Origin of the sequence: Acinetobacter sp. YH12236 (assembly GCF_013417645.1) — a bacterium.
GTDB lineage: Bacteria > Pseudomonadota > Gammaproteobacteria > Pseudomonadales > Moraxellaceae > Acinetobacter.
Window position 1 is genome coordinate 13788 of the sequence record NZ_VPDM01000014.1, and the last position, 16428, is coordinate 30215.

Annotated in this window: 14 protein-coding genes, 2 tRNA genes and 1 pseudogene; 10 read left to right on the forward strand and 7 right to left on the reverse strand. The window is 42.9% G+C overall.

From position 1 onward, the window contains the following. The first annotated feature begins 187 nt into the window (after nucleotides 1-187). Nucleotides 188-1849: an energy-dependent translational throttle protein EttA gene (gene ettA, locus FTV14_RS07950; protein ID WP_005233568.1), complete on the forward strand. Its 1662-nt coding sequence runs from the start codon at nucleotides 188-190 to the stop codon at nucleotides 1847-1849. 43 nt (nucleotides 1850-1892) lie between these two features. Here the strand turns inward: ettA and FTV14_RS07955 are convergent, their stop codons facing one another. The 7 genes from FTV14_RS07955 to tnpA form a co-directional block, all read right to left on the reverse strand. Beyond that, a complete protein-coding gene (locus FTV14_RS07955; protein ID WP_159122703.1) occupies nucleotides 1893-2303 on the reverse strand; it encodes an SEL1-like repeat protein in 411 nt (136 codons plus the stop codon). A 318-nt stretch (nucleotides 2304-2621) separates the two neighbouring features. Then, on the reverse strand, nucleotides 2622-2963 hold the full coding sequence (locus FTV14_RS07960; protein ID WP_004787163.1) for a hypothetical protein: 342 nt from the start codon (nucleotides 2961-2963) through the stop codon (nucleotides 2622-2624). Nucleotides 2964-3106: 143 nt separating this feature from the next. Continuing rightward, nucleotides 3107-3182, reverse strand: a tRNA-Glu gene (locus FTV14_RS07965). A 36-nt stretch (nucleotides 3183-3218) separates the two neighbouring features. Next, a tRNA-Ala gene (locus FTV14_RS07970) sits at nucleotides 3219-3294 on the reverse strand. 57 nt (nucleotides 3295-3351) lie between these two features. After that, nucleotides 3352-4860: a glutamate--tRNA ligase gene (gene gltX / locus FTV14_RS07975; RefSeq protein ID WP_159122702.1), complete on the reverse strand. Its 1509-nt coding sequence runs from the start codon at nucleotides 4858-4860 to the stop codon at nucleotides 3352-3354. Nucleotides 4861-4999: 139 nt separating this feature from the next. Next, entirely contained in the window at nucleotides 5000-5305 is a 306-nt protein-coding gene (locus FTV14_RS07980) for a hypothetical protein (protein WP_159122701.1), read from the reverse strand. Nucleotides 5306-5778: 473 nt separating this feature from the next. Further along, nucleotides 5779-6177, reverse strand: a complete 399-nt coding sequence (gene tnpA, locus FTV14_RS07985; RefSeq protein ID WP_004970281.1) for an IS200/IS605 family transposase — start codon at nucleotides 6175-6177, stop codon at nucleotides 5779-5781. Between the two features lie 59 nt (nucleotides 6178-6236). Between tnpA and FTV14_RS07990 the strand changes: the two genes are divergently transcribed. The 9 genes and pseudogenes from FTV14_RS07990 to mraY all read left to right on the forward strand — a co-directional run bounded on the left by FTV14_RS07990 (nucleotide 6237) and on the right by mraY (nucleotide 16395). Then, nucleotides 6237-7544, forward strand: a complete 1308-nt coding sequence (locus tag FTV14_RS07990; RefSeq protein ID WP_131260640.1) for an RNA-guided endonuclease TnpB family protein — start codon at nucleotides 6237-6239, stop codon at nucleotides 7542-7544. 59 nt (nucleotides 7545-7603) lie between these two features. Beyond that, a pseudogene (locus FTV14_RS07995) lies at nucleotides 7604-7810 on the forward strand (sulfate ABC transporter substrate-binding protein); the annotation flags it as partial. 242 nt (nucleotides 7811-8052) lie between these two features. Continuing rightward, entirely contained in the window at nucleotides 8053-9072 is a 1020-nt protein-coding gene (locus FTV14_RS08000) for a sulfate ABC transporter substrate-binding protein (RefSeq protein ID WP_159122700.1), read from the forward strand. Nucleotides 9073-9262: 190 nt separating this feature from the next. After that, entirely contained in the window at nucleotides 9263-10174 is a 912-nt protein-coding gene (rsmH, locus tag FTV14_RS08005) for a 16S rRNA (cytosine(1402)-N(4))-methyltransferase RsmH (RefSeq protein ID WP_034702209.1), read from the forward strand. 10 nt (nucleotides 10175-10184) lie between these two features. Then, complete coding sequence (gene ftsL, locus FTV14_RS08010; protein WP_159122699.1) at nucleotides 10185-10517, forward strand: cell division protein FtsL; 333 nt, start codon at nucleotides 10185-10187, stop codon at nucleotides 10515-10517. Nucleotides 10518-10532: 15 nt separating this feature from the next. After that, nucleotides 10533-12356 (forward strand): penicillin-binding protein PBP3, encoded by a 1824-nt coding sequence (ftsI, locus tag FTV14_RS08015; RefSeq protein ID WP_166139556.1) that lies wholly within the window; start codon nucleotides 10533-10535, stop codon nucleotides 12354-12356. 11 nt (nucleotides 12357-12367) lie between these two features. After that, entirely contained in the window at nucleotides 12368-13864 is a 1497-nt protein-coding gene (locus FTV14_RS08020; protein ID WP_180025536.1) for a UDP-N-acetylmuramoyl-L-alanyl-D-glutamate--2,6-diaminopimelate ligase, read from the forward strand. Nucleotides 13865-13872: 8 nt separating this feature from the next. After that, nucleotides 13873-15276 (forward strand): UDP-N-acetylmuramoyl-tripeptide--D-alanyl-D-alanine ligase, encoded by a 1404-nt coding sequence (murF, locus tag FTV14_RS08025; RefSeq protein ID WP_180011368.1) that lies wholly within the window; start codon nucleotides 13873-13875, stop codon nucleotides 15274-15276. Continuing rightward, nucleotides 15277-16395 (forward strand): phospho-N-acetylmuramoyl-pentapeptide-transferase, encoded by a 1119-nt coding sequence (gene mraY / locus FTV14_RS08030; protein ID WP_180025537.1) that lies wholly within the window; start codon nucleotides 15277-15279, stop codon nucleotides 16393-16395. Nucleotides 16396-16428 lie beyond the last annotated feature (33 nt).

Sequence of the window (16428 nt, forward strand, 5' to 3'; positions counted from 1 at the left end):
GTTTAGGTGTTAGAAATGCTGTTTGAAAAATAAACAGGATTAAACTTGTAACAAGGCATTAACTTCACGTGAATGGCTTATGTTTTGAAGACTTTCTGCGTATAATAGCCGATTATTTTTTCGCTCATGATTGAGCAGGGGGAGTTTGTTTCTTCCCCCATTTGGTTTTTCAATTGAGGAGTCCTACGTGGCCCAATATATTTATACGATGAACCGAGTGTCCAAGATGGTTCCGCCAAAGCGCGAAATCCTCAAGGATATCTCCTTATCATTTTTCCCAGGCGCAAAAATTGGTGTGCTTGGTCTGAACGGTGCAGGTAAATCTACTTTGCTTCGTATTATGGCGGGCGTAGATAAAGATTTCTCTGGTGAAGCACGTGCGCAACCGGGTATCAAAATTGGTTACCTCGAGCAAGAACCACCACTTGATCCAACCAAAGACGTTCGTGGCAACGTTGAAGACGGCGTACGTGAAGCACTTGATGCATTAGAGCGCCTTGATCAGGTATTTGCAGACTATGCAGATCCAGATGCAGACTTCGATGCACTAGCAAAAGAGCAGGAAAAACTGGAAGCAATTATCCAGACTTGGGATGCGCATAACCTGAATAACCAGCTGGAACAGGCTGCAGCAGCATTAAATCTGCCTGCATGGGATGCAGATGTAACCATGCTTTCAGGTGGTGAACGCCGTCGTGTTGCATTGTGCCGTTTACTGCTGTCTAAACCAGACATGCTGCTTCTCGACGAACCAACTAACCACTTGGATGCAGAGTCTGTATCTTGGCTGGAACGCTTCCTGAAAGACTTCCCGGGCACCATCGTAGCGATTACGCACGACCGTTACTTCCTTGATAACGTGGCCGAGTGGATTCTGGAGCTTGACCGTGGACATGGTATTCCTTACCAAGGTAACTATTCTTCTTGGCTGGAACAGAAAAATGCGCGTTTAGAACAAGAGAACAAGCAGGAAGAATCGTTTGCTAAAGCATTGAAAAAAGAACTTGAATGGGTTCGTTCAAATGCGAAAGGCCAGCAGAAGAAAAACAAAGCACGTATGGAGCGTTTCGAAGAGCTTAACTCTCGTGAATTCCAGCAACGTAACGAAACATCTGAAATCTATATTCCACCTGGTCCGCGTCTGGGCAACAAGGTGGTTGAAGTTGAAGGGATTAGCAAATCGTTTGGTGACAAACTGCTGTATAAAGACTTGTCTTTCACAGTACCACCAACAGCGATTGTCGGTATCGTAGGTCCAAACGGTGCAGGTAAAACTACATTGTTCCGTATGATGACGGGCGAACAGCAACCCGATACTGGTACAGTGACTTTGGGTGATTCTGTAAAAGTTGCTTATGTGGGTCAGATTCGTGACACCCTGGATGACAATAAAACCGTTTGGGAAGAAGTGTCTGGCGGTCTGGATATCCTGAAAGTGGGTGATTACGAAATTGCATCTCGTGCTTATATTGGGCGCTTTAACTTTAAAGGCCAAGATCAGCAAAAACGTGTAGGTGAATTGTCAGGTGGTGAGCGTAACCGTTTACAACTTGCGAAAATCCTGCAACAAGGTGCGAACGTAATCCTGCTCGATGAACCATCAAACGACTTGGACGTAGAAACTTTACGTGCGTTAGAAGATGCGATTTTGGTCTTCCCGGGCTGTGTGATGGTGGTATCGCATGACCGTTGGTTCCTGGACCGTATTGCGACTCACATCTTGTCATTTGAAGATGAGACTCCAGAATTCTTCACCGGTAACTATACCGAGTTTGAAGAGTATCGCCGTAAGAAATATGGCGATGATCTGGCAGCGAAGCGTCAGAAATATCGCAAAATTGGTGCTTAATCAAAGCGCATAAAAAAACCAGCTTTCGGGCTGGTTTTTTTCTTTAATATTGGACACTCATTTGGCTATAAGTATTTGATAACAGTTGTGCAGCTTTTAAATGACCTTGCTGTTTAGCCTTATTCAGCCATTCCTCAGCATGAAAATAATTCTGATCTAAACCTAGACTACCTTTAAGAAAGTGTTTACCCAGTCTATATTGCGCTTCGGCGTGACCACGTGTTGCTGCACTTAAGTAGTTCCAGAAAGCATTGCGTTGATAATTTTCTTGCTGCTCTAGCTGCGTAATTTGAAATTGTTCAGCTTGGCGTTGCTTTAAAATATGGCAAAGCTTTTCAAACTGTACAGCTTCCAGATAATAGGTGTCTGCTTCAGAAATATAATTTTCCATTTCTGAACCTGTTGGCTCATCATGAGAAAACAGAAAATGTATGACTTTTTTAAGTTTAAGCATTTTTATTCCTCACCTTTGCCATTATTAACAATTAATTAAACTATCCACTAAAGACTACAATATAAAGCGGTTTTATTTCGGTAATGAATTACATGCTTTTAGTCTCATGTTGATATTTTTGTGTATTTAATGAGCAAAAACAAGCAGTAGAAATAAAAAAACTTCATTTTAAAAGTGAAGCAAATTGGAAGAAATATGAATTTGTTGTTCTAGTCGACATTTTGATATTAGGGGTTAGAAGATTTAGTTTTACTAATAAAAAAATCTTGCATAAACATGCAAGATTTTTCGGCTTTGAAAATGAGTGAACTCTAGAAATCAGATTTCCCACTCATGATTGCATTCACGGCATTTCCATTTCTTTTGGCTTTGCATGAAAGCCTGCATGGAAATTTTAAAATCAGGCAAATCTTTATAGAACATGAAGCCTGCGATCAGACAGATAATAAACACGATCACAGTAGCGGTCTGTAAAGTCGTACCTGCACCATCTCCAAAAATCCACATCGCGATGCTAATGATGACCAGCAGCAATAATACAAACAGGGCAGGCACCAGCATGATCAGGCTTTTAGGCACGACTGGGCGCGCCGCCGGTTGACCTGGCTGAGCAACGGGCATGATTTTTGGGCTTTGACATTTAGGGCAACGATATTGCATTACTACTCCAAAATTCTAAATTACTGATTATTTTATCGGAAGATACGCAAAAACCGAAATACCGCCAATATAAAACAGACAGACAATAAAAAACCCAAGTCACAATGCTTGGGTTTTTTATTAAGATGTTGCCATCTTGAATATGGCGTCCCTACGGGGATTCGAACCCCGGTTACCGCCGTGAAAGGGCGATGTCCTAGGCCTCTAGACGATAGGGACAAATGAGGCAAATACACAGGTAAAGCAAGACTTATTTGGTGGAGTCAAGGAGGATCGAACTCCTGACCTCTACAATGCCATTGTAGCGCTCTACCAACTGAGCTATGACCCCAGTCTGTGTGAGCGCTATATTATGGATATAACGCTTAGACGTCAACTAAAAAATAAATTAAGCTTGATCAACTGCTTCATTTTTCGGCAGTTTCAGACTCTCATTCAGTTTTTCCCAAGCTTTTACTTCTTTCTTGCTAGGAGCACCGACCACTTCCAGCGCGTGGCGCAGACGGGCAAAAGTTAGATCCGGACCAATAGTGACCATGGTCTGCATGACTGGGGTAGAAGCGGTTGAACCGGCAATCGCAATAAAGAACGCTGGCATAAAGTCACGTAATTTAATGCTCATCTGATTCGCCAGATCCATCAACGTTTGGCTAACAGTGTCATTGTTCCAGGTGAACAGGCTTTCTAGACGCCAGATCGCAAATTGCAGGCTTTGACGCACTTGTTCTTCAGAAAGTTTTTTGCTTTCGAACTGTTCTTTAGTCAAAGTCGGGAAATGGTTGAAATAGTGCGCTGACCAGTTCACTGCTTCAGACAGCAGATTGATCCGTGGTTGAATTGCAGCAGCGATTTCTTCCAGTTTGGCACGGTCTGCTTTCCAAGCCAGTAAGGTATCTAACAGTTCAGCAGGAGAGAGAGCTTTAATCCATTGGCCATTTAACCAGTTGAGTTTCTCAATATCGAAGATAGGACCACCCAGAGAGACACGGTTAATGTCAAAGTGTTCAATCATTTCAGCCAAAGTGAATTTTTCACGCTCATCTGGCATTGACCAGCCCATACGGCCTAGATAGTTCAGCAATGCTTCTGGCAATACGCCGATATCTTTGTAGTAGTTAATTGAGGTCGGGTTCTTACGTTTAGACAGTTTTGATTTGTCTGGGTTACGCAGTAGAGGCATGTGGCACAGGACTGGCATGTCCCAACCAAAGTATTTGTACAGCAACTGATGTTTCGGTGCAGATGGAATCCATTCTTCACCACGAATCACATGCGTAATTTGCATCAGGTGATCATCAACCACGTTTGCCAAATGGTAAGTTGGCAGACCATCCGTTTTTAGCAGAATTTGCATGTCGACTTGCGCCCATGGAATTTCTACTTCACCACGGAGCATGTCATTAAAGGTACATACCCCTTCAGTCGGCACTTTCATACGGATCACGTGCGGTTCACCAGCTGCCAGACGACGTGCCACTTCTTCTTTAGACAGTTTTAGACCGCGGCCATCATAGCGTGGAGTTTCGCCACGAGCCTGCTGTTCAGCACGCATTTCATCCAGTTCTTGCGCTGTTGCGAAGCAGTAGAAGGCATGACCTTTATCTACCAGTTCTTCTGCGTATTTTTTATAGATGCTCATGCGTTCTGACTGACGGTACGGTGCATGTGGACCACTGACATCTGGACCTTCTGACCAGTTCAGGCCTAACCAGCGTAGGGAGTCCAGAATCATTTTTTCAGATTCAGGAGTAGAACGCAGCTGATCCGTATCTTCAATACGAAGAATGAATTCGCCACCGTGCTGTTTGGCAAAACACAGGTTGAACAGGGCAATATAGGCAGTTCCCACATGCGGGAAACCGGTAGGAGAAGGTGCAATACGAGTACGAACAGTCATAACCGGATCTAATCTTAAATATAAAATTGCAGCTATTATAACGAAAAAGCCACATCACTTAATGCTTTATTCAACATTGAATGATGCGGCTTTTCAGGATGAGCAAAATATAACGAATGTGGAGAACTAAAACTAAGTCTTATGAATTGCTCGGAGAAAAGATACTTTGCACAAAGCGGGTAAAGCGCAAGTTTTGAGCTGCAAAAAAGCTTTGAGTCGGATTTGATTTGAACGCAGTCAGCGCTTTAAGTTCATCCTCAGTATGAAAAGCATTTTTATCAGCTTTATGTTGCTGAATTGCTTTTTCAATTGGTGAGGTTTTCACTTCAATTGCACTTACAGAGGCTTTAGGTAGCTCTGTTTTCACAACTACGGCATGGCCAAGTTGAATCGAGAACAGCGTGATAAGACTTAGGATGCTGGCTGTAAATATTTTAAATTTCATATCCAAACTTCCTCCTTGGCTTTGGTTAATCTTGTTTTGTTAAAAATGTTGTTATAATACTGGCTACAATCTAATCACATTCAGATATGAAAAAGTAGAACCAAGTCACATTTTTTACAAAAAACTAATATTTCTCTGTGGAAAATTACTAAATCTCAGGATTTCCACATTTAAGTTGCCTATTTGTAACAGATAACTGTGTAGAGATCGTGAAGAACTGTCTTATATTGTAGCAGGATATTAAATTTTTAGGGGAAAATGTATCCGAAATGAATTGTGAGCATATATATCAAAAATAGAATATGATTGGATAAAATATTATAAACACATGATTGTTAAGTAATTTTTTTGTTTATATAGTGCTGAGTAAATTAGCAATGAGTGCCCATCATGAAAAAGATAATAACTTCTACTATCTCCAAGTGAAAGAGGACTCCACCCGTCAGTCAGGGTGGAGGTGAATTTCACAAATTTCAACCTTGTTGATTCTGAATATATTGTTTGATTATTTCCAAAGGCGCACCACCACAAGACCCTGCAAAATATGATCTTGACCATAAAACAGGTTTTGTATAATTCCCTCTCAAGTCTAAAAACTCATTTCGCATTCTTCTACTTGTTACAGACTTTAAATTATTAACCAATTTGCTTAACTGTACCGTTGGTGGATACTGAATAAGCATGTGAACATGGTCGGATTCACCATTACATTCCTTTAATTCAGCATCAAAATCTTTACATATTTCAGTTGCACACTCATTGAAATATTTATGATGCAACTCACCTAGTATTTTTTTTCGATATTTCGTTATAAAAACTAAATGAACATGAAGATTAAAGGCTGAATGTCGGTTTTTATATATCTCACTCATTGAAAAAATATACCTAAAATGTTAGAATCAGCACCATATTACCAGATACACACTCATTAATGAAAATCAATAAAGCGTATAAATTTAGGCTTGAGCCTAATGTCGAGCAAGAGGTTATTTTAAATAATCTCGTTGGCTCTGCACGCTTTGTTTGGAATCAAATATTAGCAATTTCATTTGAAATGTTTGCTCAAAATAAACACATTAATGCGGTGAATCTAGTAAAAAAGATAACAGCACTGAAAAAGAATCCTCAGTTTAGCTTTTTAGATGGAAATTCAAATGCTGTGTCACTTCAACAAAAAGTTCGTGATCTTGCATCAGCATGGGGGAAGTTTTTCAACCCTAAAGAACATGCTCGACTAAAAGAAAAAAAGCGCAAACCTAAGAAACCTAAATTTTTTAAATTGGCTGATGGTACTGAGGTTCAGTTGCGCCCACTTATGCCTAGATTTAAGAAAAAATCAGACGGTTATGATTCCATTCGCCTTGTACAATTCGATAAATACTGTTGGGTTAAAGGAAATAAACTCAAACTCCCTAATGGCGTAGGTGTTATTAAATTCAGGAAGTCGCAAGAGATTCTAGGCACAATAAAAAATGTGACGATCAGTAAGGTGTCAGGACGTTGGTACGTTTCATTCTGTACTGAAACAGAACTTACTGAAATGCCGATCCACCCATCAAAATCAGCGATTGGTGTTGATCTTGGTGTTAAGAAATTAATCACTACCTCAAATGGTCAGGTCTTTGACCCGATCAATAGCTTTAAAACCAATCAGATTAAATTAGCTAGACTTCAACGGAAGCAGAGAAAGAAAGTTAAATTTAGTCAAAATTGGAAAAAACTGAATTTTAAAATCAATAAACTACATCATCACATTGCCAATATTCGTCATGACTACTTGCAAAAAATCACTACAACGCTCAGCAAAAACCACGCAATGATTGCTGTTGAGGATTTAAAAGTAGCAAATATGTCGAAGTCAGCAAGTGGCACAATCGAAAATCAAGGAAAGAATGTAAAAGCTAAGTCAGGCTTAAACAAATCAATCCTAGATCAAGGTTGGGGCATGCTCGTTAGTATGTTGGAATATAAGCAACAATGGCGAGGTGGATTACTTGTAAAAGTTGATCCGAAGTACACAAGTCAAACCTGCTGTGAATGTGGTCATGTAGCAAAAGAAAACCGACAAACTCAAGCTAAATTTGAGTGTGTCGGATGCGGTTATGTTGCGAATGCGGATTTAAACGCATCTCGTAATATATTGTCGGCAGGACATGCCGTTTTGTCTGTGGAGGGTGGATGCGGTAAAGGTCGCCCTAAGAAGCAGAAAGCAAGCGAAATCCGTGAGGAAGTCGCCTAAGAGCTTTGCTTTTAGAATCCCCCACTTGAGTGAAAACGAAAGTGGTGGGAGTATGTCAATTATATTCACCAAAAGGGCAGGAGCTGGCAGCGAAATATTACTTCCGTCCACGTGATGCTAAAGCAGCAGCAAAATATGCGGCGCAATTCCCAAAAATCCAGACTTTTACCATTGATAAAGTCTTTGGCGGCTGGGCAAAAGCGCAGAAAACCCATTTTGTGAATGGAGCCATCTACGATCAAATCTCTGCGGAAAACCGTAAATAATTCTAATTACTGAACCATAAGTAGAAAGCGGATAATTTATTATCCGTTTTTTTTATATCTAAAGCATAAAATGCTATAAAAATAGAATAAGCCTTTAATTTAGATATTTTTATTATATAAAACATGAAATTAAAACAAAAAATAACTAAATATTACCCTGTATGCACTTTGTTTGCTCAATTGCGAAAAATAATTTTATTTCATATAGTTATATCTAATGAAGATAATCTCCCGATGCTCTTATGAAAACTCAATTAAAATCACTGGTTAGTGCTGCCTTATTGGCAACAGGTCTGACATTTACTGCAACTGCGAGCCAAGCCGCGGATCGTGAATTCCTGAACGTTTCTTATGATGCGACCCGTGAATTCTATGACGAATTCAACAAATCTTTTGGTGCCTACTGGAAAAAACGAACCGGTATTGATGTGAACTTTAAACAGTCTCACGGCGGTTCAGGTAAACAGGCCCGTTCTGTGGTTGACGGTTTAAAAGGTGATGTGGTGACCTTGGCATTGGCAAACGATATTGAAGAGATCGTAAGATCTGGTCAGATCCAGCCAGGCTGGCAAAAAGAGTTCCCGCACAATTCTGCACCTTATACTTCAACGATTGTCTTCATGGTACGTAAGGATAACCCCAAAGGAATTAAAGACTGGAAAGATCTGACTAAACCGGGTGTAGAAATTATTACACCAAATCCGAAAACTGGTGGCTTGCCACGTTGGGTTTATCTGTCAGCTTGGGGTTATGCAGAGAAACAGCCGGGTGGTAGCAAAGCCAAAGCCCAAGAATTTGTCGGCAAGCTTTATAAAAACGTCAAAGTGATGGACTCTGCTGCACGTGCATCGATGACCACATTTGCTGAACGTAATATTGGTGATGTGTTGTTAACTTGGGAAAATGAAGCCCTAGTAACACAAAAAACTCTCGGTAAAAATAAGTTTGATATCGTTTATCCATCTTTGACCATTCTGACTGAACCCTCTGTAGCCATCGTAGATCGTACCGTAGATAAAAATGGCAATAAATGGTTAGCTAAAGGTTATATCAACTATCTTTACTCTCCACTTGGTCAGGACATGGCAGCACGACATTTCTACCGTCCACGTAATGAGAAAGTATTAGCCAAATATTCATCACAGTTCCCAAAAATTAAAACCTTTACCATTGATGAAGTATTCGGTGGCTGGGCCAATGCACAGAAAACTCACTTTGTGAATGGCGCAATCTTCGACCAGATCTATAACTCGAAGCGTTAATCTGTTGATTAGAAAATAAATTTAAAATATAAAAAAGCTTCCTCGATGGAGGCTTTTTTATCGGCTGTCGAAAAATAAAAACGGTTTTCTCTATAGAAATTAATATTTATCTACAAAAAGTCGTTTGGAGCTTTAGCTAAACAGAGTGATAATGTGCAGTTAAATTTTTCGCCCTATTGATTGAGTTTTTATGTCACATATTTCTGTATTACTTCACGAAACGATTGATGCCTTACTGGCTGGTCGCAATACGGGAATTTATGTGGATGGAACCTTTGGTCGCGGTGGGCATACACGTTTATTACTTTCCAAATTAGATGAAAATGCACGCGTCTATGCTTTCGATAAAGACCCGCAAGCATTGGCTGTTGCCGCAGAACTGGAACAGGGAGATTCACGTTTTAAAATTATCCATGCCAGCTTCGCTGATTTAAAACAGGCATTAGCTGAGCAGGGTATTGAAAGTGTAGATGGTGTGATGGCTGACTTAGGGGTGTCTTCACCGCAGCTGGATCAGGCAGAACGCGGTTTCAGCTTTATGAAAGATGGCCCGCTGGATATGCGTATGGACAACTCGCAAGGTCCGACTGCAGCAGAATGGCTGGTGGATATTGAAGAAGAAGCACTGGCCAATGTGATTTTTCAGTATGGGGAAGAGCGTTATAGTCGTCGTATAGCCAAAGCGATCAAGGCTGCCGGATATATTGATACCACAGCCAAACTGGCGGAAATTGTGAAAGTTGCCCATCCAAAATGGGAAAAAAATAAACATGCTGCCACCCGAACTTTCCAGGCAATTCGTATTGCTATTAATAAAGAATTAGAAGATATTGAAACTTTCCTCCCTCAAGCGGTTGAAATTTTAAAACCAGAGGGACGTTTGGCTGTGATCAGCTTTCATTCATTAGAAGACCGGTTGATTAAACAGTTTATTCAAAAAGAATCAACGCTTGAAGAAGATTCAGGCTGGGGAATGCCGCAACAACAAAAGGATACGCGACGTTTAAAGAAAATCGCCCGGGTCAAGGCAAGTGATGAGGAAGTTAAAGCCAATCCTCGTTCACGTAGCGCATGGCTGCGCGTGGCAGAACGTTTAGCTTAATAGGCACATCATGAAAACTGAAGTGGTTGATAAAAAAACAGAAAAGTTATGGCTGAAAAAAGTCATTATTTACCTCATATTGATATTGATGGTCTTCATCAGTGCGGTATTTGTCGTCTTCCAAGTCTTTGAATACCGTCAGGATAACCGCAAACTAAGTACCTATCTGCGCGAACGGGATGACCTGAATGCAGAGTGGGGACGTTTGCTGATTGAACAGCAGACTTTCGGTGCGACCGCGCAGATTGGTACCCGTGCAGTGACCCAGTTAAGGATGTATTCACCTCCGATTTCACAGAGTGTCGTGATTTCCTTACCACAACCTTCAGATGAGAAAAAATAAGGCTAGTGCTCGAACATGGTAGACAAGAGAAAGAAGCAACCGGTACGTAAAAAGCAGTCCGTCACCGAGAAAAATGCCTTAAATGTTTATATCAACCGTTTTTACATCATGTGGGCCGTGGTGCTGCTGTGTTTTGTGACACTAATCGGCCGAGCTTTCTATGTGCAGATTATTAATAAGGATTTTCTGCAAAATAAAGCCAATGCCAATATTTTACGAACCAATACCATCAAGGCCATGCGTGGCGTAATTTATGATCGTAATGGTATTCCACTGGCGATCAGTACGCCGATTATGAAAATCGTGATTGACCCACGTGACTATTTTGATAATAAAAGACTCTATGATGAAACCATGCTGGCGCTACAGAAAGAGCCGAATAGCCGTAAACTAAAACGCCAGCTCCCAGATAAAAACCTGAATCTGGATGAGCTGGCTGATGCAGTGGGCATGGATCGTGCTGAATTGCGCAAAAAGATGGAAGAGCGTCCACGTTCACGTTATCTGATCCTGAAAAAAGAAGTGCCGCCACAACAGGCGGAACTGATCATGAAGCGTAATTTCCAAGGTGTGTATACCGAGAAAAACTATAAGCGCTATTATCCTCAGCCCCAGCCAAACTCCCAGATTATTGGTCTGACCAATAGTGAGGGAATTGGGATCGAAGGTCTGGAGATGCAGCTGAATACCCGTCTTGCCGGTCAGGATGGTGAACAGCAGATTATCCGTGACAAAAAAGGCAACCGGGTTAAAGAACCGGAAGTGATTAAAGAAGTTGAGCCAGGTGAAAACATTACCCTGAGTATCGACTCACGTTTACAGTACATTATGTATCGTGAACTGACTGCAGCAGGCGTCGCCAATAATGCCCGCTCCGCAACAGCGATTGCAGTCGACGTCAAAACCGGTGAAATTCTGGCAATGTCTTCTTGGCCCTCTTATAACCCGAATGACAAGAATGGCTTATTAAATAAAGACGCAATGCGTAATCGTGGCGCTGTCGATTCCTTCGAGCCGGGTTCAACCATGAAGCCGCTAACTGTGGCGATGGCTCTAGAGAGCGGGAAATATACGGCCAATTCGGTCATCAATACGAGTCCAGGTAGTATGCGGGTCGGAAACCACACTATTCGTGATACGCATAACTATGGTCAGTTGACGTTGGGTGGGATTATCCAGAAATCATCAAACGTCGGGGTAGCTAAATTAGCTCTGTCACTGCCGTATGAAACTTTACCGACTTTCTATAAACGTCTTGGTTTTGGTCAGCGTTCCGCAGTGAAATTTCCGGGTGAAAGTTCCGGTTTGATTCTGCCGCCAAGTAAATGGAATGTATCTGAAGTAGCAACTATGGCCTATGGTTATGGTCTGAATGCGACTGTGCTGCAACTGGCTGATGCCTATGCCATGCTGGCGAACAAAGGTGTGAAAGTGCCTTTAAGCCTGTATAAATTAGAAGAACAGCCACAGGGCGAGCAGATGATTGATCCACAAATCGCAGAACAGGTTCTGCTGATGATGGAAACAGCAACTCTGCCTGGTGGTACAGCAACCCGTGCAACCGTACCTGGTTATCGTGTTGCAGGTAAAACCGGTACTGCGCATAAATTGCGTGCCGACCGTAAAGGCTATTCAACCAGTGAATACCGTGCCTTATTTGCCGGTGTAGCACCCGTGAGTGATCCGCGTATTGCTATGGTGGTGGTCGTGGAAAATCCGCAAGGGTCTTATTATGGTGGTATGGTATCTGCACCTGTCTTTGCCCGTGTGATGCAGGAATCTTTACGCTTGCTGAATGTCCCGTTGGACAAACCTTTAGAATCTCCCAAAGTCCAGTAAATAGGTGATCAATGTCCATTACATTTCAAGATCTCTACGCCGTTCAAGAACCTGCTGAATGGATGCGACAATCCTTTCAGGGTTTCGAACTGGACAGCCGCAAAGTTAAACTGGGGCAAATTTTTATTGCCCTGACCAGCTTGTCTCAACCTGAAAAAACCGCAGAATATGCCAAAAAAGCCCTGTCATTGGGTGCACTGGCCGTAATTTCAGAACAAGAGCTAGGTGTTACTCCAGCTTTGGTAGTACCCAATGTCCGTCACTTGATGGGCGAGTGGCAAAAGCGCTATCTGCAAGCGACTCAGCCAGTCAAGGCTGCCCGTATTCTGGCCGTAACTGGTACCAATGGTAAAACCACAATTTCCCGTCTGGTTGCTGAGTTGCTGATGCTGCAAGGCAAAGCTTGTGCAGTTATGGGGACTACAGGGAATGGTGTTTTGCCGAATCTGGAAGCCTCTTCTCATACCACACTGGATGCCCTGCAATTGCAAAATGCCTTGCATGCCTATGCACAGGCAGGCGCGGAATTTGCTTCAATTGAAGCGAGTTCGCATGGTCTGGAGCAAGGCCGTCTGAATGGTTGTGCGATTGAAATTGCGGCTTATAGCAATTTAAGTCGTGACCATCTCGACTATCACGGTACGCTGGAAGCTTATGCAGAAGCAAAATCGCGTTTATTCAGCTTTGAATCTCTGAAAGTTGCAGTCATCAATATTGATGACGCACATGCAGAGGTGATGCTGAATACTGCAAAAGCCAATCCGAATCAGCCGAAAATTCTGACTTATTCTTTGTCGCAAGCAGCTGATTATCAGGTTCAGGATATCCAGTACAGTATTTCCGGTGCTGAATTCAAACTGATCACTGCACAAGATACATTTACTGTGCATAGTCCTTTGCTGGGTCATTTTAATATCGAAAATCTGGTTGCCAGCCTGGTTGTGGCAGAGCAAGCCGGTTTTGCATTAGCCGATTTCATTGCAACTGTGCCCGAGCTGAAAGGTGCCCCAGGCCGTATGCAGGTCATTCGTGATGATGAGCGTTTATTTGTTGTGGATTATGCACATACTCCAGATGCCCTGACTCAGGTCTTGCTTACGCTGAAGCGCCATGTCAGTCAAAAACTCTGGGTTGCTTTTGGTTGTGGCGGTGATCGTGATCGTGGCAAACGTCCGCTGATGACTCAGGCGGCCCTCGAAGGTGCTGATATTGCAGTGCTGACTTCGGACAATCCGCGTACTGAAGATCCAAACCAGATTTTCGCTGACATGAAGCAGAGTATCGATTTTTCAGGCAAAACCTATCATGAAATTCATGACCGTCGTGAAGCAATCCGCTTTGTAGTCGACCAGGCACAGCCAGGTGACATTGTGGTGATTGCCGGTAAGGGACACGAAAATTATCAGGAGATTGATGGGGTGCGACATTGGTTTGATGATGTGGTCGAGGTACAGGCCGCGATTGATGCCCAGCATCACAACCGTGATTTAGCATTTCCAGCGCATTAGGATTTCACATGCATACTTCAACAACAAGTACCGTGCCTCTAGAGCCATGGACAATTGAACAGTTACAGCAAGCCACTCAGGGTTATTGGCTGAATGATAAAAAACCTGAAGGTCAGATTAAGCGGATTTTAACTGATTCCCGTTATGCCGAAGCAGGTGATGTTTTTTTGGCACTTAAAGGTGAGCGTTTTGATGCGCATGACTTTATCGCCCAAGTGGCTGAGAAGGGCTGTGGAGTCGCAATTGTCAGTCGACCTGTTGATGCAGAGATTTGCCAGCTAGTAGTTGAAGACACTCGTCTGGCACTGGGTCATCTTGGCGCTTATCGTCGTCAGCAAAACTCACAGCTTAAAGTCATTGCTTTGACAGGCAGTAGCGGTAAAACCACGACCAAGGAAATGCTGGGCAGTATCCTGTCACGTCTGGCACCGACTTTAGTCACTCGCGGTAACCTGAATAATGATTTGGGTGTCCCAATGATGTTGCTGGAACTGCGTGCTGAACATCAGTATGCGGTGATGGAGCTGGGTGCGAGCCATCAGGGTGAAATTGATTACACTTCCAATCTGGTACAGCCGCATGTGGCCGGTATCATTAATATCGGTACCGCACATTTGGGTGAGTTTGGTGGTCGTGATGGGATTTGTCGCGCCAAGTCTGAAATCTATTCACATATTTCTGAAACTTCGATTGTGCCTGCAGCGGATGATTATGCCGAGCAGATTCGTGCAGCCGTCAAAACCGAGAAGACTCTAAGTTTTGGTCAGGGCGGTGATGTCTATGCAACTGACGTAGAACTACATCCGCAATCTGCGACTTTCACGTTAAATACACCACAAGGCACTATAACTGTAAATCTGCCATTTGCTGGTGAACACAATGTGCAGAACGCAACTGCAGCAGTGGCTTTCTCTTTGGCGATTGGTATTAGTCTGGATGATATCGTGGCTGGCCTTGAACAGGCTGTTGGTGCCAAAGGTCGTTTGAACTTTATTCCGCACAAAGATTTTTTATTTATTGATGATACCTACAATGCCAATCCAAGCTCGATGCGTGCAGCGGCTGAAGTTTTAGCGCAGCAGCAGGGTATTCGAGTGATGGTGACCGGTGATATCGGTGAACTGGGTTCATCTGCCGCGATCGAGCATTATAAACTTGGTCGGGATCTGGTATCGGTCAAAGGCATTAATTTTGTGGTGGCTGTGGGTGAATTTGCTCCAGCTGCACAAGAAGGTGCACGTAGTACGCAATATGGTAAGAAGATGCAGGCTTTCCTCAATCAGGAGCAGGCTTTACCATTTTTAATTGATTTGATTGAAACACATCATCCCCAGCCAATGTCTTTTCTATTTAAAGGGTCGCGTTTTACCCATATGGAAACATTAATGGCTGCATTGATGGAGAAACTCTAAATGCTGTTATGGCTATTTGACCAGCTGGCGGGCTTTGATAGCACGTTTCAGGTGGTTCGTTATTTAACTTTACGTGCTTTGCTCAGCGTTTTGACTGCTATGACTATCGGTTTGGTCTTGGGTCCGATCATGATTCGCAAATTGCAGGCACTAAAATATGGTCAGGCAGTAAGTTCGTTTGCTCCTGAGAATCATGCCAAGAAAATGGGCACACCGACCATGGGTGGGGTGCTAATCCTGCTCTCGATCGGGATCTCTACCTTATTGTGGGCAGACCTGACGAATCCTTATGTCTGGATTGTACTCTCGGTAATGGTGATTTTCGGCGCCGTTGGCTGGGCGGATGACTGGATTAAAATCCGTTATAAGGACAATGCCGGTTTACCTGCACGCAAGAAATTCTTTTGGACGTCTGTAGGTTCAATCGGTGCTGGTATTGCACTGTATGTGATCGCCCAGCAGCAACCGAATCCAGTTGTGACTGCCAATATGCTGGATGTGTTAATTCCATTCTTTAAGGATCACACCATTCCATTGTCTGTGATTCCGCTGGGAATTGGCTTCATTATTTTCACTTACTTCGTGATTAATGGTGCATCCAATGCCGTAAACCTGACCGATGGTCTGGATGGTCTGGCAATTATGCCAATTGTCCTGGTTGCAGCCGGTTTAGGGGTATTTGCTTATTTGGCAGGCGATGTACGTTTCGCTAACTACTTACATATTCCTTATGTGAAATATTCTTCTGAACTGGTGGTGATCTGTGCTGCGATGATTGGTGCCGGTCTGGCATTCCTCTGGTATAACGCTCATCCAGCTCAAGTGTTTATGGGTGACGTGGGTGCATTATCTTTAGGTGCAATGCTGGGTACGATTGCCGTGATGGTACGTCAGGAAATCGTGTTTGCGATTATGGCAGGTGTATTCCTGGTGGAAGCAATTTCAGTCTTCCTGCAAATCGGTTCATTAAGAATGCGTAATAAACGGGTATTCCTGATGGCACCTTTGCATCACCATTATGAAAAGAAAGGTTGGCGTGAAACTCAAGTCGTCATCCGTTTCTGGATTATTACAATTATGCTGGTAGTTTTTGGCCTAATGACCTTAAAATTACGCTAAGAAATGCATTTGAAAAAGTCGGCGCATGCCGGC

Coding starts and splice junctions, on each gene's coding strand:
- mraY (WP_180025537.1), top strand. CDS start 15,277: ATGCTGTTATGGCTATTTGACCAGCTGGCGGGCTTTGATAGCACGTTT.
- FTV14_RS07990 (WP_131260640.1), top strand. CDS start 6,237: ATGAAAATCAATAAAGCGTATAAATTTAGGCTTGAGCCTAATGTCGAG.
- gltX (WP_159122702.1), bottom strand. CDS start 4,860: ATGACTGTTCGTACTCGTATTGCACCTTCTCCTACCGGTTTCCCGCAT.
- ftsL (WP_159122699.1), top strand. CDS start 10,185: ATGAAAACTGAAGTGGTTGATAAAAAAACAGAAAAGTTATGGCTGAAA.
- murF (WP_180011368.1), top strand. CDS start 13,873: ATGCATACTTCAACAACAAGTACCGTGCCTCTAGAGCCATGGACAATT.
- FTV14_RS07960 (WP_004787163.1), bottom strand. CDS start 2,963: ATGCAATATCGTTGCCCTAAATGTCAAAGCCCAAAAATCATGCCCGTT.
- ftsI (WP_166139556.1), top strand. CDS start 10,533: ATGGTAGACAAGAGAAAGAAGCAACCGGTACGTAAAAAGCAGTCCGTC.
- FTV14_RS07955 (WP_159122703.1), bottom strand. CDS start 2,303: ATGCTTAAACTTAAAAAAGTCATACATTTTCTGTTTTCTCATGATGAG.
- tnpA (WP_004970281.1), bottom strand. CDS start 6,177: ATGAGTGAGATATATAAAAACCGACATTCAGCCTTTAATCTTCATGTT.
- FTV14_RS08000 (WP_159122700.1), top strand. CDS start 8,053: ATGAAAACTCAATTAAAATCACTGGTTAGTGCTGCCTTATTGGCAACA.
- rsmH (WP_034702209.1), top strand. CDS start 9,263: ATGTCACATATTTCTGTATTACTTCACGAAACGATTGATGCCTTACTG.
- FTV14_RS07980 (WP_159122701.1), bottom strand. CDS start 5,305: ATGAAATTTAAAATATTTACAGCCAGCATCCTAAGTCTTATCACGCTG.
- FTV14_RS08020 (WP_180025536.1), top strand. CDS start 12,368: ATGTCCATTACATTTCAAGATCTCTACGCCGTTCAAGAACCTGCTGAA.